The 21,023-nt window shown below is 73.8% G+C and carries 12 protein-coding genes and 3 pseudogenes; 4 read left to right on the top strand and 11 right to left on the bottom strand.

The annotated features are described in order from the left end of the window. Window positions 1–88 precede the first annotated feature (88 nt). Window positions 89–1,069: a helix-turn-helix domain-containing protein gene (locus tag ACGFYV_RS13150; RefSeq protein WP_393878455.1), complete on the top strand. Its 981-nt coding sequence runs from the start codon at window positions 89–91 to the stop codon at window positions 1,067–1,069. 268 nt (window positions 1,070–1,337) lie between these two features. After that, complete coding sequence (locus ACGFYV_RS13145; RefSeq protein WP_393878454.1) at window positions 1,338–1,820, top strand: hypothetical protein; 483 nt, start codon at window positions 1,338–1,340, stop codon at window positions 1,818–1,820. Between the two features lie 374 nt (window positions 1,821–2,194). Here ACGFYV_RS13145 and ACGFYV_RS13140 read toward each other — a convergent pair whose 3' ends face one another. The 5 genes from ACGFYV_RS13140 to ACGFYV_RS13120 form a co-directional block, all read right to left on the bottom strand. Further along, window positions 2,195–3,232 (bottom strand): rod shape-determining protein, encoded by a 1,038-nt coding sequence (locus ACGFYV_RS13140; RefSeq protein WP_393878453.1) that lies wholly within the window; start codon window positions 3,230–3,232, stop codon window positions 2,195–2,197. A 167-nt stretch (window positions 3,233–3,399) separates the two neighbouring features. Next, window positions 3,400–8,373: an SAV_2336 N-terminal domain-related protein gene (locus ACGFYV_RS13135; RefSeq protein WP_393878452.1), complete on the bottom strand. Its 4,974-nt coding sequence runs from the start codon at window positions 8,371–8,373 to the stop codon at window positions 3,400–3,402. Beyond that, the gene (locus ACGFYV_RS13130) at window positions 8,363–9,391 is read right to left on the bottom strand and encodes an AAA family ATPase (protein ID WP_393878451.1); all 1,029 of its coding nucleotides are present in this window, start codon (window positions 9,389–9,391) and stop codon (window positions 8,363–8,365) included. The genes ACGFYV_RS13135 and ACGFYV_RS13130 overlap by 11 nt, the downstream gene beginning before the upstream one ends. Before the next feature lie 479 nt (window positions 9,392–9,870). Continuing rightward, complete coding sequence (locus tag ACGFYV_RS13125) at window positions 9,871–11,559, bottom strand: trypsin-like peptidase domain-containing protein (protein WP_393878450.1); 1,689 nt, start codon at window positions 11,557–11,559, stop codon at window positions 9,871–9,873. Continuing rightward, the gene (locus ACGFYV_RS13120) at window positions 11,556–11,957 is read right to left on the bottom strand and encodes a CU044_2847 family protein (RefSeq protein ID WP_393878449.1); all 402 of its coding nucleotides are present in this window, start codon (window positions 11,955–11,957) and stop codon (window positions 11,556–11,558) included. Before ACGFYV_RS13120 ends, ACGFYV_RS13125 begins: the two co-directional genes overlap by 4 nt. 242 nt (window positions 11,958–12,199) lie before the next feature. On the opposite strand from ACGFYV_RS13120, the gene ACGFYV_RS13115 reads away from it, so the two are divergent. Next, a complete protein-coding gene (locus tag ACGFYV_RS13115) occupies window positions 12,200–15,823 on the top strand; it encodes a S8 family serine peptidase (RefSeq protein ID WP_393878448.1) in 3,624 nt (1,207 codons plus the stop codon). Between the two features lie 76 nt (window positions 15,824–15,899). On the opposite strand, the gene ACGFYV_RS13110 is transcribed toward ACGFYV_RS13115, so the two are convergent. The 5 genes and pseudogenes from ACGFYV_RS13110 to ACGFYV_RS13090 form a co-directional block, all read right to left on the bottom strand. Further along, window positions 15,900–17,252 (bottom strand): carboxyl transferase domain-containing protein, encoded by a 1,353-nt coding sequence (locus ACGFYV_RS13110; RefSeq protein ID WP_393878447.1) that lies wholly within the window; start codon window positions 17,250–17,252, stop codon window positions 15,900–15,902. 19 nt (window positions 17,253–17,271) lie between these two features. Next, window positions 17,272–17,574, bottom strand: a pseudogene (locus tag ACGFYV_RS13105) (AMP-binding protein); the annotation flags it as partial. A 216-nt stretch (window positions 17,575–17,790) separates the two neighbouring features. Then, window positions 17,791–17,940 (bottom strand): annotated as a pseudogene (locus ACGFYV_RS13100) (acyl-CoA synthetase); the annotation flags it as partial. A 56-nt stretch (window positions 17,941–17,996) separates the two neighbouring features. Then, entirely contained in the window at window positions 17,997–18,602 is a 606-nt protein-coding gene (locus ACGFYV_RS13095; RefSeq protein WP_393878446.1) for an O-methyltransferase, read from the bottom strand. A 45-nt stretch (window positions 18,603–18,647) separates the two neighbouring features. Beyond that, window positions 18,648–19,733 carry a MerR family transcriptional regulator gene (locus ACGFYV_RS13090; RefSeq protein WP_393878445.1) on the bottom strand — a complete coding sequence of 362 codons (1,086 nt, stop codon included), beginning with the start codon at window positions 19,731–19,733 and terminating at the stop codon, window positions 18,648–18,650. A 207-nt stretch (window positions 19,734–19,940) separates the two neighbouring features. Here ACGFYV_RS13090 and ACGFYV_RS13085 point away from each other — a divergent pair, with 207 nt between their 5' ends. After that, the gene (locus tag ACGFYV_RS13085) at window positions 19,941–20,855 is read left to right on the top strand and encodes a RimK family alpha-L-glutamate ligase (RefSeq protein ID WP_393878444.1); all 915 of its coding nucleotides are present in this window, start codon (window positions 19,941–19,943) and stop codon (window positions 20,853–20,855) included. 71 nt (window positions 20,856–20,926) lie between these two features. Here ACGFYV_RS13085 and ACGFYV_RS13080 read toward each other — a convergent pair. Then, a pseudogene (locus ACGFYV_RS13080) lies at window positions 20,927–21,023 on the bottom strand (IS5/IS1182 family transposase); the annotation flags it as partial.

Genomic DNA, 21,023 nt, shown 5'->3' with positions numbered 1-21,023 from the left:
ACGGGACCGCCATCTGTGCACACCTGTTGCCCACCCGTGCACACGCCCCCTCGCCCGTCATCTCGGCCGATTACGCTCGTCGGCACGCATGAAGATGCTCTGGAGTACTTCGAGGTACACCGTCGACGACCGGGCCGAGGCGATTCGGCAAACGATCCGGGACCGCGTCGCACCGGTGCACATCACGCTGCCCGAGCGGCCCGCGGACGTGCACTGCGAGGTGTCGATCACCAGCATCGGACGCGTCCAGCTGACCACCGCCCTGGCCAACCCGGCGATCGTCGAGCGGTCGGCCCGGCCGGCCGCGGACGACTGGGAACCCTGCCTCTTCCTCGGCCTCCAGAACGCCGGTAGCAGCACCGTCGTCCAGGACGGCCGGGCGGCCACCCTCCGGCCCGGCATGCTGAGCTTCTGCGACACCCGGCGCCCGTACACCCTGCTCTTCGACCGCGGGGTGGACGCGCACTTCTTCCGGATACCGGTGGCCGAACTGCGCCTGCCGGACGCCGTCCTGCGCGAGGTCACCGCGCGCGCTCTCGGCGGCGGCGACTCGGCCGTCGAGCTCGGCGCCTCCTTTCTCTCCCGGCTGGCGGCCACCCCCGACCTGCACACCGGACCGGCGGCCGAGCACCTGGCCGTGACCACTCTGGAGATGGTCCGCGCGGTGATCGCCGACGCCTGTGACCTGGAGGTGGCGGCCCGCGCGGCCCGCGAGGAGACCCTCGGCCCGCGCATCCTGGAGTACCTGCGGCAGCATCTGACCGACCGCGACCTCACACCGAGCGCGGTGGCGAGGGCCCACCACATCTCCCTGCGCCACCTCTACGCCGTACTCGCCCAGGAGGGCGTCAGCCCCGGCGAGTGGATCCGCAGACAGCGCCTCGAAGGGGCCCGCCAGGAACTGGCCGGCGCCGAGGCCGGCCGCGACGCCATCGCCGCCGTGGCCCACCGCTGGGGGTTCACCGACGCCGCCCGGTTCGGCCGGTCCTTCAAGGAGGCGTACGGCGTGAGCCCGCGCGAGTACCGGGAGCGGCCGCACGAGTACCGGGAGCGTTCGCACGAGAGCTGAGGCGTCGTCGCCTCCGCCTGCTGCCTGCTGCCTGCTGCCTGCTGCCTGCTGCCTGCTGCCTGCCGCCTGCCGCCTCCGTCTGCCGTTCGCTGTCCTCCGTTCGCTGTCCTCCGTCCTCAGTCCTCCGTCCTCAGTCCTCCGTCCTCCTCGGTCATCCGACCCTGCCGAGCCCGCGCGCACGTCGCGGGCCGCAGTCATCTGACGCATGTCCGACGGCGGATGTCCTGGCCCACGATGAGCGGGTTCCCCGCGACATCGGAAGGTGCCCATGGCGCAGATCAGTCAGTACGACCATGCGGAAGCGCTGGTCGACGGAGCCCATGAAGCGTTCGGTTTCCATCCCGGTTACCGTGCCCTGCACGCGGACGGCCGGATCTACCGCGGTGCGTTCCGCGCCCTGCCCGCCGCCCGCCTCTACACCCGTGCCGTTCATCTCCAGGGCGGCCTGATCCCCGTCTCGGTGCGGTTCTCCAAGGGCGGCGGCAAGCCGGACGCCCCCTTCGGTGCCACCGTCGGCATGGCCACGCGCTTCTACCTGCCCAATGGCCGTACCACCAACCTGGTGATGCTCAGCCAGCTCCTCTTCCCGGCCCGCACCCCCGAGGACCTCCTGGAGATCATCGCGCTGGCCGCGCCGGACGAGCCCGGCGGCCCGCTGGACAAGGCGGCGCTGGGGCCGTTCCTGGCCGGGCATCCCGAGGTGGAGCGGCTGGGCAACGCCCTGTCCGAGGTCCTCGATGCCGCCAGTTGACGGCGGGGGTGCCCTGGATCTGGACCAGATCCAGGGCACCGCCCCGCGTGAACGCCCCACACCGGAGCGGCTGCTGCCCCATGTGACCACGGCCGCGGGCCGGGAGGAACGCCGTGTGGTCGTCCCGTCTCCAACGGGTGGCCGAAGGGGAAGAGTTGGTCCGGATCTGGCTTGGACACGCTGTGTCCGGGGCACGGTCCTCCTACCGGCGTCCACCGCCGGACGGTGCCGGCAGGAGGAGGGCGTCATGGACCGTCGGATCCGAGTGCGTGTCAGTCGTCGGCCCGCGGCCCCGCGCGGGCAGGAGATCGACCGCAGGACCCCTTCGGGGCGCATCCTGCCGTACTGACCGGGAGAGCGTGCCCGCGGGCGGGTCAGGCGGCCAGCGGGTTCAGGACCAGGGGTTCGATCCTGCCCTCCATCATCGCGCCGAGACCCTGCGCGGCGCAGATGTCGGGGCGCTCGGCGATGTGCACCGGCATCCCGGTGGCCCGCCGCAGCATCTGGTCGAAGCCCGGCAGCAGCGCGGAGCCGCCCACCATCGTGATCCCGCGGTCGGCGAGGTCGGCCACCAGGTCGGGCGGGCAGACGCGCAGCACCTTGCCGATGGCGTCGAGGACGGCGGTCAGCGGGGTCTGGATGGCGTCGCGCACGGCGGCGGTGTCCACCCGTACGCTGCGCGCGAGGCCGGTGGCCACGTCCCGCCCGTGGATCTCGGTGGACGACGGCCCCTGCGAGGTGAGCCCGGTGTCGGACAGAGCGATCTGCAACGGCCGTACGGACTGAAGGGGCAGCATCAGTTCGTGCGCGTGCCGCAGGTGCTGCACGATCGCGTTGTCCACGGCCTCACCGCCGACCGGGATCCGCTCGGCGGTCACGATGGACCCGAGGGAGAGCACGGCGACCTGCGTGGCCGCGGCCCCGCACACCATGATCATGGTGGCCTCGGGCTGCTCCACGGGCAGCCCGCAGCCCACCGCGGCGGCGATCAGCGTGTCCACCAGCTCCACGCGCCGGGCACCGAGCCCGACCAGCGTCTCGATCGTCGCGCGCTGGGCCAGCGGATCGGCGTCGTGCGGGGTGCAGGCGGCCGCGCGCAGCCGGGCCTTGCGGCGCAGGGCGCGGCGCATCTTGTCGCCGATCAGGTGCCTCAGCATGCGCTGCGCCATCTCGATGTCGACGACCGTGCCGCCGGACACGGGCCGTACGACCCTGATGTAGCTCGGCGTCCGGCCCGTCATCTTCTCGGCGAGTTCACCGACCGCGATCAGTGCGCCGGTACGGGTGTTCACGGCCGCGGCCGAGGGCTGGTCGACGACGAGACCGGCGCCCTTCACATACACCCTGGTGCGGGCCGCACCCAGGTCGACGGCGAAGTGGCAGCGGCGCAACTGCTCCAGACTGACGGTCACGGCGATTCTCCCGAGCAGGCGGTCCTTGAACGGCCGCCGGATCGGCGGTCCCACTGGCATCCTGCGCGGGATGCGGGGTCCGGTGCCTTCTGGAGGGGGCCGGGCGGGGTGCCGCTGAATGGGGGGTCTCCGGCGTGTCGCTGCCGGAAATCGGGCGTGTCCCCTGCTCAGAGGGATCGTGCGGCGTGCAGGAGGGAGGGGAGGCCACCGGAGACGACGACGTAGGTGTTGAGCGGGTTCAGCTTCTCGATGCCTTGGAGGTGCAGGTACCTGATGCCGGCCGACGCCGCCGCGGCCCGCTCGGGGCGGGTCGCGCAGATCAGGAGACACTTGTGCGCGGGGACGCCGAGCCGCCGGGCGGCCTGGAGCAGACGGTCCGGGGCGGGCATCGGCGCACCGCTGCCGCCGCGCCCGTGGACACCCCCGGGCAGACAGTCCCGGAGCCCGTGCGCGTCGAGGTAGGTGAGGACGGCCCGGTCGGAGCAGTTGGTCACCACGGCCAGCGGAACGCCCTTGTCGGCCAGGACACGCAGCAGCAGGCCGGAGTGGGGGAGGGGGCCCGCGTCACGGACGGCGGCCTCCTCCAGGTGCGTCAGGCGGTCTTCCTCGGACGGGTCCGGCGCGTCACCGGGACCGGCGGCGTCCAGGCCGAGCCGGGTCAGGACGCCGTCGAAGCCGAAGAGGACGGCATCCGCCTCCCGCAAGGCGTCGACCAGACCGGAGGAGACCATGAGGGACCCGCGCGACGGGCGGGCCAGTTCGAGGGTGACGGTCCAGCGGACCTCGGTCCCGGGCAACGACAGAGCGCGCAGATCTGCCTCGAACGCGGTCCGCGACCGGGCCAGATCGCGGGAGGGATAGTCGCGGGAGACTTCACGCAGGCAGCGACCGAGGTGCCGTTCGATGGACTCGGCGGCAGCGAGCCCTGTCGTGGTGGCCCGCACGCCCTCCACCGGGTCGGTGATCCGCCAGATCGCCGCCCCCTTCGCCCCGAAGATCGCCGCATCCCTCTTCTCGAACGTTGCCGTCCCGTTGACGGGTGGCCCGAGTTCGTCCAGCTCCAGACGGCGTTCGGTGAGGTCCACCTCGTAGTAGGACGTCTCTCCGCGGGGGCGGTCGAGGGTGAACCCGGGGCCGTACTTCCCGAACACCACGGCTCTCGTGCCGCCGGAGGGCTTGGGCAGCGGAGTGTGCGCCGGGAGGCGGAAGGGACCCCGGACGGGAGGGGCCGTGCCGGGGGCGACGGGACGCGCGAGCAGGAACCACCCGTCCTCGGCCGTGCGGCGGGTCATGGGCTGCAGGTCCGGGCCCGGCCATCCGGTGCGGAACAGCTTCTCTCGGAGCGCGTGGGAGACGGTGACGATTCCCTGGGCGCCGCTCACCTCCAGGATGTGGTCGAGCAGTCCCTCCTCGGGGTGCCAGACCTCACGGCCGACGCCGTTCTCGCCGCCCCCGAGGCCGAGGAACGCCGCCCGCCAGCGCAGGCCGCCCGTCTCCGCGACCCGGTCGGAGAACTCCTGAAGGGTGACGGCGAGCAGCGCGAGCTCCGACACCTCCGGTCGCAGCCACACGCCGTAACCGGAGTCCTCCCACACCAGCTCGTACTGGTCCGGATCCAGCCCGCTCGTCACCAGCAGCCGTACGACCGCCCGGCCCACGGCCGCCCGGTCGTCGCGGCTCGGGGGGCTGTCCGCGCACTCGAAGAGGGCGACGGGCCGCAGCGGTGGAGCCGGCTCGCCGGGTTCGCCGTCCCGTTCCTCGTCCCGCTCGCCGTCCTGTTCGCCGTCCCGTTCCTCGTCCCGTTCCTCGTCCCGCTCGCCGTCCTGTTCGCCGTCCCGTTCCTCGTCCCGTTCCTCGTCCCGTTCGTCGTCCCGTTCGTCGTCCTGTTCGTCGTCCCCGGCGAACAGGCTCTCCGGTACCTCGTCCTGCGGCAGTGGCCGGTCCTCCGCCGGGTCCTCGGGGCCGTAGAGGAAGGACGGCGACTCGGTGAGGTAGGGATCCTCGTCCGGGGCGGACGCGGTGTCGTCGTCCAGTGCGATGGCGTATTCGTCCGCCGGGTCCTCGGAGGAACCGCGGTCGGCGTAGTCGCCCCGCAGCTCATGGCCCAGGGCCTGGAGCGCGGGATCGTCACCGCCCGACCACTCGTACTCCTCGTACACCTCCAGCGCCTCTTCGACACGTCCCAGGTGCTGCAGCGCGACCAGTAGCAGACGGCGGAAGTCCTCGCGGTCCGGGTACGCGTCCAGGAGGGCCCGGAGGTCAGTGGCCGCGCGCTCGTGCTCGCCCATGTCCAGGTGCAGTTCGGCCCGCTTGCGGTGCAGGTCGAGCCGCAGGGAGCTGGTGTCGGCCGGGCCGGCCGCAGCGCTGGGGGCCCTCGCGCCGGGGGCGGTCGCGTGGGGGTCCGTGTCGGGCCACAGGCGCAGTGCCTCCTGCAGGTACCACAGCGCCTCCTGACGGTGTCCCCGCTCGGCCAGGTCGGTGGCCCTGCGGTCCAGCACCTCGCACTGGACGAGGTCCACGTAGTCGGCGCTGGTGTGCAGGGCGTAGCCGTCGGGGAGGGACGCCAGCGCGCCGGGCCCCAGGGCGTCCCGCAGCCGGGTGGCGACCCGGGTCAGGACGGACCGGGCGTCCTCCGGTTCCTCGCCCTGTCTCCACAGGCGGGCCCTGAACTGGCCGTCGGTCACCGTGCGGCCGTTCCTGAGCAGCAGCAGAGCGAGCGCCGCCTGTTCCAGCGGTGCGAACTCCGGTGTGCTGTGCGGGAGTTCCACGTGCAGTCGGCCGAGGACGTGGTAGCGCCGAGGGCGGTACGACTTCCGGGCCCGGTTCAGCAGGTCGTTGTGCGTGAGCAGGTCCGCGCCCCGTGCCTGGTCCATGGGCAAGCGCGACATCAGCAGGGTGAACGCCTCGGCGTACGGGGCCCGTACGGACTCGGGGATCCGCCCGAGGGCCTCGGGCCGGACGGGCAGGGTCAGCCGGGAGGGCCCTGCCGTCAGCCGCAGCATCACCTCGCACAGCGCCCGCAGATCCTCGCTCCGCCCGGCCGGACCCGAGGTGCGGCCGGGGGCGAAGGGGATGAGTCTGGCCGTGCCGTTGGGCAGGAGCATGATCCGGGACATGCCGATCCCGCCGTGCGTGACGCCCGCCGCGTGCAGGGCGGTGACGGCGCGGGCGAGCCCGATGCCGACGCACGCCACCAACGGGGGCGGGATCAGGTAGCCGTTGAGCGACTCCAGGGCCTTCAGGGCGATGCCGTCCACGTACTCCATGGCGACGTAGGGGACGTCGCCCGCGAAGCCGGCGTCGTGCACGGCCACGACGTTCGGGTGGGTCAGTTCCCGCAGCCGTGCCGCGTCCTGGAGGAAGGCCTCCTGGCGCGCCGGATCCGTGACGGGCTCCAGCAGCCGCAGCGCGACCCGTTCCTTGTCCGCCACCCGCTCCGCCAGCCACACGGACCCGCCGGGCGAGAGGCGCCGCACCAGCCGGTGGCCGCCGAACAGCCCGGCCGGTGCGGCGGTCCGCCCGGACAGCCACCCGGACATCCGCCCGGTCAGCAGGCCCGCGGTCTCCCGGCGGACAGTAGCGAACGCCTCGCCGTCCGCCGCCGCCGGCGGGCCCGCACCGTCGGGTGCCACGGCGTGGAACTCCCCGGGTGCCGCCCCCGCACGTTCCTCGATCAGACCGCCCACGCGGGCCAGCAGTTCCGTCGTCCGGCCCCGGGCCGAGCGCGGCAGACCGCGCAGCAGCAGGTCCCGTACGCCGGGACGGAACGCGTACGACCCCGCCCGCCCGGGGACGGCGGTGAGCAGCCCGCTCAGGATCACCTCGGCCAGGTGCTGCGGGCGCGGGTCGTCCGTCACCGCGCGCTGCACCAGGCGCATCACCGGCAGGTCGGGCCGGCCCAGGGCCAGATGGCCCGCCAGCCGGAACGCCTGCGGGGAGGAGGTCCCGCGAAACCGCAGGACCAGTTCCTCGGGGCGCAGCCGGGACACGTCCGTGCGGGTGGCCGGGTCCGGGGGGAGACCGAGCGGGGCGGCCGAGCCGGGGTACGGGGTGCCGCCGGCCGAGGTCAGCAGGGCCGCCCAGTTCGCCAGCCACCTCGGGTCAGGCTCCAGCACGGGCAGCGGTACATGGCCGGCCGGTTTGCCGTCATAGGTGTCGTACCCCTTGTGCCCGCCGTACCCCTCGTGCCCGTCGTACGGGGCGAAGGTCAGGGCGGCCGTCGGCGCGGCCGGATGCGGGGCCGACAGGAGTCCGGGTACGGCGGGCAGCGCCGTGTCGCGCCACAGGTGTTCGGGCAGCGGCTGGACGACGGCGACGGGCATGTGCCGGGTCCAGCGGCGCAGGGTGGTGTACCAGTGCCGCCCCGCCTCGCCGGGCCGCCACTGCGGGCCCATGCAGTCGCTGAGCACGAGGGTGACCGTGCGGCCGTCGGCGGGAGCGTGGGCGCCGTGCCCGTGGACCGTGCCGTCGGGGTCGGCGCGGACGGAGGTCACGGTGCGGAAGATGCCCGACTGGGCCAGCGCCGTGCGCAGTTCGCGGACCAGCGGAAGCCAGACGGGCATCGTCGGGCCGGTGTCCTCCACCAGGTTCAGCCGCAGCCAGCGTTCCCGGGCGGGGCGCAGCACCGGCAGCCACCACTCGGGCGCGGCGCCGAGGCGGGCGATGCGGTCCGCCGTCGCCCGCTCGTCCAGCCGGTGCCCGAAGGGGGCGTCGGTACGGCGTTTGAGGGGGCGCAGGGCGCGTTGCAGGCCCAGCGGGTGGCGGAGCATCGGGGGCACCGGTGCGAGGAGGGCGGCGTGCACGGCCGGTGCGGACGGGTCGGGGGAGGGGAGGTGGAGGGGGACGCGGGGGGCTTCCGGGGATACGTCCGGGGTGGGGCCCGGTGGAGAGGGAGGGGGGTCCTCGGCTGGCGGCGGGGGCGGTTGTTGTCGTTCGTCCGGCGCCGGCGCCGGTGTGGGCGGGGCGGGCTCCGGCTGTGCGGGCGACGGCGGCGGTTCCTCGCCCCGCGGCTCCATCTGCCGTGCCAGCCACAGCAGTTCCGCCAGTTCCCGTGCGGTCGGGCGTACGCCGTCCGCCGCCTCGGCCAAGACGTCGGCGAGGCGGGCGAGCGGGTCCGGGGAGCCCGGACGCTCAGAAGGCATCGGGACGCTTCGCCTCGCCGAGATGGGGCATGAGCTGTTTCGCCAGCGCGTCCAGGGAGTCCGTGGACAGGTCGGAGGAACGGGCCAGGTAGATCGCGTTGAGCAGCTGGTCGGTGGCCAGGTCGCCCCCGCCCACGCGGGCCAGGAAGCGGCTGATCAGGGTCTGCGCGTAGGCGTCCGGCTCGCCGTCGAAGTGGGCGCGGACGATGTCGGCGAGCCGGCTGTCGTCGGGCTGGCGCAGGCGCAGGGTGACGCAGCGGCGCAGGAAGGCCGGCGGGAACTCGCGCTCCCCGTTGCTGGTCAGGACGACGAACGGGAAGGCACGGCAGCGGACCCGGCCGTGCCCGACGGGGACGCGCTCGTGGGTGCCGTCGACCATGACCTCGGCGGGTGCCTTGTCCGCGCCGGCCGAGCGGACCAGCTCGGGGATCTCGTACTGGCCCTCCTCCAGGACGTTCAGAAGGTCGTTGGGCAGGTCCAGGTCCCCCTTGTCGATCTCGTCGACGAGGAGGGCGCGGGGGCGGGCGTAGGGCAGGAGGGCGGTGCCGAGGGGGCCGAGGCGCAGATGGTCCTCGATGCCGGACTCCGGTGCCGGGGTGCCGGGGGCAGCGGCGGCGGCCTGGCGGGCCGCGTAGAGACGGGAGAGCGGGTCGTAATGGTAGAGACCGTCGTGCAGGGTGCTGCGGCTGGTGACGTTCCAGCGCAGCACCGGACCGAGCTTCAGTTCCCGGGCCACCGCGTAGGCCAGCGAGGACTTGCCGGTGCCGGGCGGGCCCGTGACGAGGAGGGGCCGGCGCAGGTAGAGGGCCGCGTTGACGAGCTGGACGGTCTGCTCGGTGGCCCGGTAGGTCGCCGCGCGGTGGACACGGTCGGGGGAGGAGGCCGCGGTGTCGGCGTCCTCGGCGGGCGTGTCCAGCACGGGGCCGCCGTCGAAGGCCCGCCAGGGCGGGGGCGCGGGCAGCTCGGTGATGCCGTCGTGCGGCTCCTTCGTGCCGGTGTACACGGGCCACAGAGACATGGGTTCCTTCTCCGTCGGGGCTGCTCGGGGGCGTTCAAGTGGCGGGCTCGGGTTGCGGATTCGGGTGGTGGGCTCGGTGCGTTGGTCCGAGCGGCGGGCTCGGGTTGCGAGTTCGGGTGGCGGGTCCGGGATGTGGGTTCAGGTGGCGGATTCGGGTGGTGGGTTCGGGTGGTGTGCTCGGGTTGCGGGTCCGAGCGGCGGGTTCGGGTGGTGTGCTCGGGTTGCGGGTCCGAGCGGCGGGTTCAGGTGGTGTGTTCGGATTGTGGGTCCGAGCGGCGGGTTCAGGTGGTGTGTTCGGATTGCAGGTCCGAGCGGCGGGCTCGGGTGGCGAGTTCGGGTTGCGGATTCGGGTTGCGGATTCGGGTCGCGAGTTCGGGTGGTGGGTCCAGGGCGTGGGGGTGTGGGTTCAGGTTGTGGATTCGGGTTGTGGGTTCAGGCCAGAGAGGAGCGGGTGGCGGAGTCGTACGGCGTCGGCGCTCTCACGCGACCGGTGAGTGCAGGCTCGCCGCGGGTGCGGGGAAGCAGCGTGGGTCGTCCCACAGGAGCTGGATGTCCCGGGCCCAGTGCCGTGACGGGTCCTCCTCGGCGGCAACCTCCTCCCTCAACTCCCTTATGCGGCGCGGGATCTCGGCGGGCGGGACCCCCTCCAGGCGCGGGGCGAGCCCGTCGAGGAAGGCGGTTCCCGCGCAGGGCGCCGCGTGGTCGGTGCCGGGGCAGCCGGTGCGCGGCCAGAGGAGGACCGGGACCGGGGTGGTCAGGCCGGCCTCGAACCGGTCCGGCGCCGAGTCGGGCGGGGTGGCGTAGCCCGCGAGTTCGGTCTCCTCCTCGCGGAGCCGCTTGCGCAGGCCGGCCTGGTTCTCCCGGCTGCCGCAGTCGACACGGTGCAGCACCGGGGAGCCGGCCGCGTCGGTCGTCGACTTCTCCCATTTCTTGCCCAGTTGGTGGCGCAGCCGGCCACTGCGGTGCCGGAACCGGTCGGCGACGACCACCGGGTGGGCGCAGCCCAGCGGCGTGGAGTCCTCGGGCCCGCACTCCCAGTGGGCCACGGGTTCGTTCAGCCACTCGCGCGGCAGCACAAACGTGATCAACTCGTCGGCGCCGGGGGTGAGATGGGCGAACGCCTCGTCCACGCACTCCTGGACGTAGGACCGTACCCGGGCGCGCGGAAGCCGGACCGCGCCCACGGGCCGGCGCCGCCCGTCCCGGTACGCGGACACCTCGACGGTGACCTGGTCGGCGCCGGCGCCGCTGCGGTCCAGCTCGACCAGGATCGGAGACCAGGAGACCGGGACCGGAGCCGGAGCCGGGGCCGGGGCGTGCGCTGCGGACAGCAGCCGCTCCAGCCGGTCGGCGAACCGGGCCAGGGCCTCGGCCGGCTGCTCGACCTCCCACTGGACGTAGCCGACCGCCTTGCGCAGGGAGGAGAACCCGCCCGGCGGCAGTGCCGGGCCGAAGTCGCCGACGGCATCCATGAACAGCCGGTCCGGTGAGCACTCCAGCCCGTCGGCCTCGGCCCGCCGCACCAGCCCGTACAGCCGCCGCGTCGGGTCCTGGCCGCCGGCGCGGGCCGGGACCAGCTCGCTCAGGCCGGTCCAGTAGCGGGCCATCACCGCGACGGGGAGCATCCGGGCGACGCGCACGCCCTGCTCACCCGCCACCTGCGCCACCATGCCGACCACGCGGCCGTCCTTCAGCGTGACCGCGGCCCCGCTGAAGCCGGGGGCCAGCGGCTGGCCGTGGGCGGTCACGGCCTCCAGCTGCACCCACTCGTCGGCGATGAGCGTGGCGGACACGGCCCGGTACTCGGCGATCTGGCCCTCGCCGTAGCCGTTCGGGAAGCCGTAGGCCTCCAACGCGGGGGCGGGCAAGCCCTGTTCGGCTCCCGGTGGCGCGAAGCCGGCCGGGCGCATCGGTAACGCCCGGTCCAGTTCGAGGACGGCGAGGTCGCCGGGGTCGGTGGCGCCGCCCGCCCAGCCGCCGTGCACGGTCACGGTCGCGGGCACGGAGAGAAGGTCCCGGCGGCCCGGGAAGGACACGGTCAGCGGCGCCCGCTCGCTGCCCTGTACGACATGGGCGCAGGTGAGCACCGTCCGGGGAGCCACCAGGAAGCCCGCCCCGACCACCAGGCCCCCGCACTCGACGCGGGCGTTCCAGGCACCGCCCGTCATGAGTGTGCGACCGGCTCCGGCGCAGCGGGCGTCGCCGGGCCCGGTACCTGCGGTGCGGGGGTCGCGTCCTGGGCCGGGCCGGGGGACGTCCACGCCATGCGGACGACCAACTGGCCCTCGCCCGCGCCCTTGGCGATGATCGCGCCGGCCTCGGCGGTCAGTTTCACCCCGAACTCCAGCTCGACGGAGTCGGGGCGCAGGGTGCCGTCGCGGAAGACGCGCAGGGCGGAGAGGGTGGCCGCGCGCACTCCGTCCAGGGTCGCTTCGAAGGTCCGGGCGACCTGGGCCGCGGGGCCGCCCTGGGGGTGGGAGACCAGCCGGGTCCCGCCGGTGGGGTCCGTGGCCTCGACCGTGACGACGGCGCCGTCCTCCGTGGTGAACTCCATCAGCTCGTTCATGTCGACGTGCGTCCCCCGTCTGCGTGTTCCGGTGCCCTGCGGCCTGCTTCATTGTCGCCTGCGGGGAGTTGGGATGTCCCCCTTTTCACCCCGGGGGCGGTGGATCCCGGTTCCGGGGTGTCCGCCCGCTGGCGGGAACCCGCCAGGACGGCATCCCGCCACTGACGCGCGACAGCCGTGCACCACCGAGCACATGAAACTCGTCCCAGCACTTGGCGTACACGACACGAGAAGAGACGTGGATGACCAGAGGACCAGTCAGACGCGGAGCGGCAATGCTGTCGGCGGGGCTTGCGATCGCCCTGTTGCCGTCGGCACCGTCGGTCGCGCGGGACGCCGCCACCGCGGCACTCCCGCGCACCCCGGACGCCGCCACCACCGTCACCCTCGTCACCGGTGACAAGGTGACCGTCACCGACCTGGGACAGGGGCGGAAGACGGCCACCGTGCAGCGGCCCCGAGGGGCCACCGGTGCCGTACGGACCCAGATGCAGAACGGCGACATCACCGTCGTACCGGACGAGGCGCTGCCCTATCTGAAGGCCGGCACCCTGGACCGGCGGCTGTTCGACGTGAGCGGGCTGATCCGGCAGGGGCTCACGGACGCAAGGACCGACGCGACGCCGCTGATCGTCACCTACGGCAAGTCCCGTTCCGCCGCAGCCCCGGCCGGCACCGAGCGGACCCGGAACCTGCCGAGCCTGGGCGGGGCGGCCGTCGACGCCCACCGCGGGCGCACCTTCTGGAAGGCCTTCACGCGCGGCGACAGCGTCGGCAAGGTGTGGCTCGACGGGCAGGTGAAGGCCGACATGGCCGACAGCAACGCCCAGATCGGGACGCCGTCGGCCTGGGACGCCGGGCTCACCGGCAAGGGCGTCACCGTCGCCGTCCTCGACACCGGCGCCGACCTGAGCCACCCCGACCTCGCGAACCGGGTGAGCGTCTCCAAGAGCTTCATCGAAGGGCAGGAGATCGCCGACCGCAACGGCCACGGCACCCACACCCTGTCCACCGTCGGCGGCAGCGGCGCCGCCTCCGACGGCAAGGAGAAGGGCGTCGCGCCCGACGCCACCCTCGCGGTCGGCAAGGTGCTCAGCGACCAGGGCTCGGGCAGCGAGTCCCAGATCATCGCCGGCATGGAGTGGGCCGCCCGGGACGTGCACGCCAAGGTCATCTCCATGAGCCTCGGCTCGACCGAGGCCAGCGACGGCACCGACCCGATGGCCCAGGCCGTCAACACCCTCTCCGCCGAGACCGGCACCCTCTTCGTCATCGCCGCCGGCAACACCGGCTCCCCGTCCTCCATAGGCTCGCCGGGCGCCGCCGACGCGGCCCTCACCGTCGGCGCGGTCGACTCCGCCGACCAGGCCGCCTACTTCACCAGCGGCGGCCCCCGCTACGGCGACAACGCCCTGAAGCCGGACATCTCCGCGCCCGGCGTGGGCATCCTCGCCGCCCGCTCGCAACTGGTCTCCGGCAGCGGCTACTACACGACCATGAGCGGTACCTCCATGGCGACCCCGCACGTCGCCGGTGCCGCCGCCCTGCTCGCCCAGGAACACCCCGACTGGACCGGCGCGCAGCTGAAGGACGCGCTGATGTCCAGCTCCAAGCAGCTCGACGCGTCCCCCTACGACCTGGGCGCCGGCCGCCTCAGCGTCTCGGGCGCCGTCGCGGCGGACATCACCGCCACCGGCAGCGCCGACCTCGGCTTCTACGGCTGGCCGTACGACGGGAACAAGCCCGTCACCCGGACGGTCACCTACCGCAACTCCTCCGACCAGGACGTGCGGCTGAACCTCTCCGTGCGGGGCGCCCCGGACGGCGTCGCCACCCTGGCCGACTCCTCCCTCACCGTTCCCGGGCACGGCGCCGCCTCCACCACCGTCACCGGTGACGGCTCCAAGGCGCCGGTCGGGCAGACCGGCGGGCAGATCGTGGCTGCCGGCACGGACGGCACCGAACTCGCGCACACCGTCTTCGGGCTGGTCAAGGAGGAGGAGCGCTACACGCTCACCGTCCACGTCAAGGACCGTGACGGCGCGCCCACGTCGGCCTTCCTCGGCGTGCAGACCCTCGCCGCGGGCGTGGACGCGTTCCCCGCGCAGGTCGACGACTCCGGCACCCTGAAGCTGCGCCTGAAGCCGGGCACCTACAGCCTGACCTCGTTCCTCGACGTGCGCGGCAGCCACGGCGCCGACTCGCTCGGCCTCGGCTTCCTCTCCGACCCCGAGATCACCCTCGACCAGGACCGTGACGTCACCCTGGACGGGCGGAAGCTGCGCGAGATCAAGGCCGACGTCGACAAGCGCACCGAGGCCCAGCAGCTGATCATGGAGGACGACCGCGACGCGAACGGCTCCGACCTGTTCAACGCGTATCAGGTGCCGCTGACCTACGACAGCATCTTCGCCGCGCCCACCAAGAAGGTCACCCAGGGCAGCTTCGAGTACCGGACCGTGTGGCGGCTCGCCAAGCCCCTGTTGGAGGTCAAGGGAGTCACCGAGGCGACCGTCCAGCCGGGCGGCGCGCTTCCCGACGGGCGGACACGGCTGCCGCTGGTCGACGCCGGTGACGGCCCCCTCACCGGGGTGTCCGGCAAGGCGGTGCTCGCCCGGCTCGCACCCGGCGCCGACCCCGGCGCCCTCGCCCAGGCCGCCCAGGACGCGGGCGCCAAGGCCCTGTTCGTGACCGACGACGAGCCCGGCCGGCTGATGCGCTGGTGGGGCGCCGACGACGGCTCCGCCCGGACCCTGCCCATCGCCACGGTGAACGCGCCGGACGCGGCACGGATGCGGGCCGCGGGCAAGGTCGACATGACCGGCACCCCCAATTCGCCGTACGTGTACGACCTGACCAAGAGCTACCCGGGCGCCGTCCCGGACCGGGACCTCACCTTCGCCCCCACCGGGAAGGAACTCGCCGCGATCAAGGTCAAGTTCCACGCGGCCGCGCCGGACAGCGGCAGTGAGTTCCGCTACTCGATCACCGACACCTTCAAGCTCGGCCTCGGCTTCCAGCAGCGCGTCGACTTCCCGGCCGAGCGCACCGACTACGTCTCCACCGGCACCGGCCAGGTCTGGCTGGAGTCCGTCTACGCCCACGGCTCGGCCCTTGAGGAGCGCAGCGGCCTGGTGCGCTACGAGGGCGGCACGAGCCCGAAGCGGAACTGGTTCCGTCCGGTGTGGCACCCGTACCTGGGCACCGGTCTGGGCTGGGGACAGCAGCGCGCCGGGAACCAGATCCAGCTGAACACCCCCGGCTGGGGCGACTCCGGGCCCGACCACACCGGCTTCGGCGACGTGTGGACCCCGGACAACGGCATGACCCAGACGTCCGCCGTCTACCTGGACGGCACCCTGGTCGACCGGGTGCGCACCAGCTCCGCCGCCTACGTGTGGGACGCGCCGTCCGACGAGCACACCTACAAGATGGTCACCGACACGGCGCTGGACCCCGGTAAGTGGAAGTCCGCGTCCAAGGGCCACAGCGAGTGGACCTTCCGGTCGGCCGCCACCCCGACCGACCACTGGACCTACCTGCCGCTGATCAACCTCTCCTACGACGTCGACACCGACCTCGCGGGGAAGGTGGCCGCCGGCAAGCGGATCCCCATCGGCCTCGGCGCCGCGTACGTGGCGAACGCGTCCGGCACCGGAAGGCTCGGCGGCGGAAAGCTGGAGGTGTCGTACGACGAGGGCAGGACCTGGCGGACGGTGTCCCTCACCGCCGGCCGCGGCGCCTCCTGGAACGGCACGCTGAGTGTGCCGGGCGACGCCACGTCCGTCTCCCTGCGGGCCTCGGCCCAGGACGACAAGGGAGGCTCGGTGAAGCAGGAGATCATCGACGCGGTCGCGGTGAAGTGACCGCGGGAGTGAAATCGCAGGACTGAATCGGTTCGGGACTCAGTTCAGGTCCGAAGCCGCTCAGCACTGAATCCGTTCAGGAACCAGGGTGGTCCGGGGTGTCGACGATGCCCCGGACCACTCCCAGTTCCACCAGGTCCTGCGGCCGGATGCGCAGCTGGTCCGCGGTCGCCTCGACCTCTTCCGGCGGGCGTTTGAGGATCGCCGCCGCGAGTTCCGGGGCGATCACCGAGAAGTAACTGTCCGGCGTGGCCCAGGTGTTGCCGGGCGCGGCCAGAGCCAGTGCCCCGCCCGAGCCGCCCTCGCCGATGACGAGCGTGGTGACCGGCACCCGCGCGGAGGCCACCTCCCCGAACAGCTCGGCGATCGCGGCCCCGGCGCCCTGCCGTTCGGCCTCGGCGTCGTTGGCCGCGCCCGGCGTGTCCACCAGGGTCAGCACCGGGATGTCCAGCCGGTCCGCGAGCCGGATCAGCCGGGCCGCCGTGCGGTATCCGGCCGGCCGGGTCGCCGCCCCGGTCTGCGCCGCGTACGCGACCGTACGGCCGTCCCGCTCGCCGAACCCGCACAGCATGCCGTCGGGGTCCGTGCCGCCGCAGCGGTCGCCGCTGAGGGCGACGCGGTGGGTGAAGTAGGCGTCCAAGTAGGCGTGGGCGCGGGGGCGTTCGGGGGAGCGGGCACGACGGACGGCCTCCCAGCCGGTGGCCGGGAGGTCCGGGGCACCGAGGGCGTACGGGGCCGGGGCCCCGGGCGCCGGGGTGGTGAGCAGCCGCAGCCAGCGGCCCAGCGTCTCCCGCAGCTCCCGCGGGCGCACCACCGCGTCCGCCGAGCCCACCGCGACCTGCGCCTGCGCCGTGTAGGCGGCCGGGTCCGCGTCCGGGGGCCGGACCCGGGAGCCCGCGAAGCCCACCTGGACGCCCGGGAGGGCCAGGATCACATCGGCGCCGGCGCCCAGGGTGGCCCAGCCGCCGCCGGTCGTGGGGTCCCGCAGGACCGCGATCTGCGGCAGGCCCGCCTCACGGGTCAGCGCCGACTCGCGGGCCACCCGCTGGAGCTGGGTCAGGGCGAGCATGCCCTCCTGCATCCGGCTGCCGCCGGTGGCGACCAGCGGGACGACCGGGAGCCGGTGGGCACGGGCGTGGTGGTAGGCGGCCTCTATGCGGTCGCCGGTGCGCTCGCCCAGGGAGCCGCCGAGGTAGCCGAACTCGAACGCGATCAGGACGGCACGGGTGCCCGCGACGTGCGCGGTGCCGCAGACGACGGACTCCTCCTCGCCGGTGCGTTCGGCGGCGCGGTCGCGCGAGGCGTCGTAGCCCTCCCAGCCGAGCGGGCCGTCCGTACGCGACTTCCTTATCAGGCCGGGGAGTTCGGCGAAGGTCCCCTCGTCCGTGACCAGGGCGAGGACCTGACGGGCGGACAGTCGCTCAGGCATCGGCGACCAGCGCCCTCTTGTAGACGATCAGCGCCGGGTCGCCGTCGGAAACCCGCACGTCCGGGAGGCTCGCGGCGGCGGACACGTCGACGTCCACCCGCTCCGGAGCGCCGAGCGCGGCGGGCAGTTGGGCGTCCGGAGCGGCCGGCACCAGGCTCGGCGCACTGTCGCCGAGGATGTGCGCCAGCTCCTTCCCGCCCGACTTCGGGTTCAGCGGCACCGCGGCCGACCCGGCGAGCAGCACCCCCGTCACCGCGACGGCGGTCTCCAGCTCCGGGGCCGCCCACACCGCGACCCGGGCGGCGCCCCGCACCCGGGCGGCGCCCCGGACCCGGGCGGCGCTCCGGACCCGGGCGGCGCTCCGGACCCGGGCGGCGCTCCGGACCCGGGCGGCGCTCCGGACCCGGGTGGCGCTCTGGACCAGGGTGGCGCTCTGGACCAGGGTGGCGCTCTGGACCAGGGTGGCGCTCTGGACCAGGGTGGCGCTCTGGACCAGGGTGGCGCTCTGGACCCGGCCGGCGCTCCGCACCCGGGCGGCGACCGCGCCCGCAGTCGCCGCGAGCCCGCCGTACGTCAGCGACCGCTCGCCGAACCGCAGGGCGACCTTCCCCCGGACGTCGTCCGGGGGCACCCCCATCGCGCTGCGCTCGCCCGGACCGTCCGCCAGGGCGGGAAAGAGGGAGGACACGCGGCGTACTCCTTGGCTGTCGGGGGACAGGGCCGTCGGGCGACGACACCCCCTTCCTACACCAGGACCCTCGTCCCCACGACCGTGCTCAAGTCGGACGCAAGCCGCAGTTCAGCCGCCCGCAGCGCGGGATGCTCCAGCCAGTGCAGCCGGGCGCGGTCCACAGCGCCCTCGTGCGGCGGCGGCCAGGTGGCCGCCGGGGTGAAGTCGTCCACGACGACCGTCCCGCCCGGCACCGGCAGCCGCTCGACGTCGGCGGCCACGTCCCCGGGCGCCTTCCCCTGCCCGCCGCCGTCGAGCACGAGCAGATCGAACGGCCCGTGCTCCTCGATCCGCCGCCAGTCCCCGCACAGCACGCGCACCCCGGCCCGCCCGGCGAACACCTCCGCGGCGACCCGCGCCCGCTCGGGGTCCCGCTCCACGCTGACCACCCGCACCCCGGGCCGCGCCCCCGACACCAGCCACGCGAGCCCGACCCCGAGCCCGGTACCGGTCTCCCCGATCCGGGCACGGGCGCCGCCTGCCAGGGCGTGCAGCAGACGGCCCTGTTCGGGGCGGCAGGAGTACGGGAAGCCGTGGGTGCGGGCGCGGCTCAGTGCCGCCCGCACCAGCTCAGGGAGCCCGTCGACGCCGTCGTACGCCTCGGTACCGAGATCCGCCACGCGCCCACTTCTCCCTATGCCTCCCTCTCCCTCCCTCTCCTGCTTCTACCCAGCGGTCCGGCCGGTGGGCAGGGTGACGTCGGCGACGACGCAGCTCACGTTGTCGGGGCCGCCCGCCGCGTTGGCCTCGTCGATCAGGGCGTGAACGGCGTCCTCCCCGCTCAGCAGCTCCTTGATCCGCTCGTCCGGGACGACACCGGTCAGCCCGTCCGAGCAGAGCAGATACCGGTCGCCGGCCCGTGCCTCGTGCAGCCGGAGATCCGGGACCGGGGGAGTGCCCGTGCCCAGGGCCTTCAGCAGCAGGGCCCGCCGGGGGTGGCTCTCGGCCTCCTCCGGCGTCAGCCTGCCCTCGTCCAGCAGGGACTGGACGACGCTGTGGTCGTGGGTGATCCGGAACAGCTCGCCGTCCCGCAGCAGGTAGGCACGGGAGTCCCCGATGTGGACAAGAGCGAGCTTGGACCCCGTCCACAGCAGCGCGGTCAGCGTGGTGCCGGCCTCCGCGTCCCCCTCGCCCGCGACATCCCGTACCGCTTCACCCGCGGAGCGCACCGCGTCCTCCAGCACGTTCAGCACGCTCCCGGCCGCGATCTCCTCCCCCTCGTCCAGAAACCTCAGCGCCTCCACGGCGGCGCCGCTCGCGAAGGCCCCCGCGGGGCCGTACCCGTCGGCCACGGCGAGCAGCCTGCGGCCCGCGTACGCGGTGTCCTGGTTGGCGGGGCGGACGCGCCCGCGGTCGGAGCGGGCGGCGGCATAACGCAGTTCCAGCATGGTGGTGGGGTCCCTTCTCGACTCGGCTGCCGACCGGGCGGTCAGCTGGTCGACGAGGAACGCGGCGAGATCCCGCCGTACGGCCGTCTCCGCCTCGACACGCGCCCAGTACGCCCGTATCTCCCGCGCGGCACCGGCCGCGTCGAGCGCGCACACGGCGCGGATCTCGGCGAGCGGCATGCCCAGTCGGCGCAGCCAGGCCACGAGCCGGGCCCGTGGCAACTGCCCGGCGGTGTAGTACCGGTAGCCGGTGTCCGGGTCGACCCGGGCGGGCCGCAGCAACTCCAGCTCGTCGTACAGCCGCAGTGCCTTCGGCGACAGCCGGCTCGCCTTGGCGAAGGCGCCGATCGTCAGCAGCTCCATGAAGCACCTCGCGCTCCTCGTCGTCCGCCACCGATGCTGGGGCTTCACCGAAGGTGAAGGTCAAGGCGGACGTCAAGGTGGACGTCAAGGTGATGGTCAGACGGTCTGTTCCGGTTCCCCTGGTCTGTGGTCTGTGGTCTGTTCCGGTTCCCCGCACGATTGTTAGCCTCGCTGGTGATCGAACCCCCGTACGACAGGGAGCCCGCCGTGCCCCGTATCGCCCTCGCCACCTACGACCCCGGCACCGAACCGGGCAAGGACGCCGACCTGCCGGTGCTGGTACGGGCGCTGCGCGAGGCGGGCGCCGAGGCGGAGGCCCGGCACTGGGACGACCCGGGCGCCGACTGGGGCGGCTACGACCTCGTCCTGATCCGCTCGACCTGGGACTACAGCTGGCGCGCGGCGGAGTTCGGGGCCTGGGTGGACCGGGTCGGCGCCGTCACCCGCCTGGCCAACCCGGCCGCCGTGGTCCGCTGGAACACCGACAAGCGTTATCTCGGCGAACTGGCGGCGGCCGGCGTGCCGACCGTCCCCACCCGCTACCTCGCCCCCGGCGCCGGCGACCCCGTCGGCCTGCCCGCCGGCCACGAGTACGTGATCAAGCCGACCTCCGGCGCGGGCGCCCGGTTCGCCGCCCGCTACACGCCCGCCGAGCACGAGACGGCCGTACGCCAGCTGGCCCGGATGCACGCCGAGGGCTTCACCGCGATGGTGCAGTCGTACATGCCCGGCATCGACGTCACCGGCGAGCGCGCCCTGCAGTACTTCGGCGGCCGTCTGCTCCACGCCAGCCGCAAGGGCGCCGTCCTCGCCCCCGGCACCCCGTACGACGCCGACAAGACCGCCCACCCCGACCTGGAGCCCTGGCAGCCCACGGACGCCGAACTCGCCGTCGCCGAGCAGGCGTTGGCGGCCGTACCCGGCGGGGCCGTACCCGGCGGGGCCGTACCCGGCGGCTCGGCCGGGCTGCTGTACGCGCGCGTGGACCTCGTGGACGGCGAGGACGGAGAGCCCCGGCTGATGGAACTGGAACTGGTGGAGCCGAACCTGTTCCTCTTCCTCCACCCCGCCTCGCTGCCCCGCGTGACGGCCGAGATCCTGGCAGCGGCCTCGGGCGTCTAGCCCCTGGCCCCTGGCCCCTGGCTCCTGGCTCCTGGCTCCTGGCTCCTGGCTCCTGGCTCTTACTGATCGTTTCAGAATGAGGTTCGTAGGCGGCGGAGGCATATGAGACTGCAGGCCAGTTCGAGCAGGCCCTGGTGGAGATCGGCGCGTCGTTCGTAGCGGGTGCGG

Source organism: Streptomyces sp. NPDC048297 (assembly GCF_043201585.1).
In the GTDB taxonomy this organism is placed as follows: Bacteria; Actinomycetota; Actinomycetes; order Streptomycetales; family Streptomycetaceae; genus Streptomyces.
The sequence above is the reverse complement of the archived record's forward strand: the minus strand, read 5'-3'. Positions and strand labels throughout refer to the sequence as shown.

Excerpts from the sequence above, each read along its gene's own strand:
- ACGFYV_RS13150 (WP_393878455.1), top strand. The coding sequence starts at position 89 with ATGAAGATGCTCTGGAGTACTTCGAGGTACACCGTCGACGACCGGGCC.
- ACGFYV_RS13145 (WP_393878454.1), top strand. The coding sequence starts at position 1,338 with ATGGCGCAGATCAGTCAGTACGACCATGCGGAAGCGCTGGTCGACGGA.
- ACGFYV_RS13135 (WP_393878452.1), bottom strand. The coding sequence starts at position 8,373 with ATGCCTTCTGAGCGTCCGGGCTCCCCGGACCCGCTCGCCCGCCTCGCC.
- ACGFYV_RS13130 (WP_393878451.1), bottom strand. The coding sequence starts at position 9,391 with ATGTCTCTGTGGCCCGTGTACACCGGCACGAAGGAGCCGCACGACGGC.
- ACGFYV_RS13125 (WP_393878450.1), bottom strand. The coding sequence starts at position 11,559 with ATGACGGGCGGTGCCTGGAACGCCCGCGTCGAGTGCGGGGGCCTGGTG.
- ACGFYV_RS13120 (WP_393878449.1), bottom strand. The coding sequence starts at position 11,957 with ATGAACGAGCTGATGGAGTTCACCACGGAGGACGGCGCCGTCGTCACG.
- ACGFYV_RS13115 (WP_393878448.1), top strand. The coding sequence starts at position 12,200 with ATGACCAGAGGACCAGTCAGACGCGGAGCGGCAATGCTGTCGGCGGGG.
- ACGFYV_RS13110 (WP_393878447.1), bottom strand. The coding sequence starts at position 17,252 with ATGCCTGAGCGACTGTCCGCCCGTCAGGTCCTCGCCCTGGTCACGGAC.
- ACGFYV_RS13090 (WP_393878445.1), bottom strand. The coding sequence starts at position 19,733 with ATGGAGCTGCTGACGATCGGCGCCTTCGCCAAGGCGAGCCGGCTGTCG.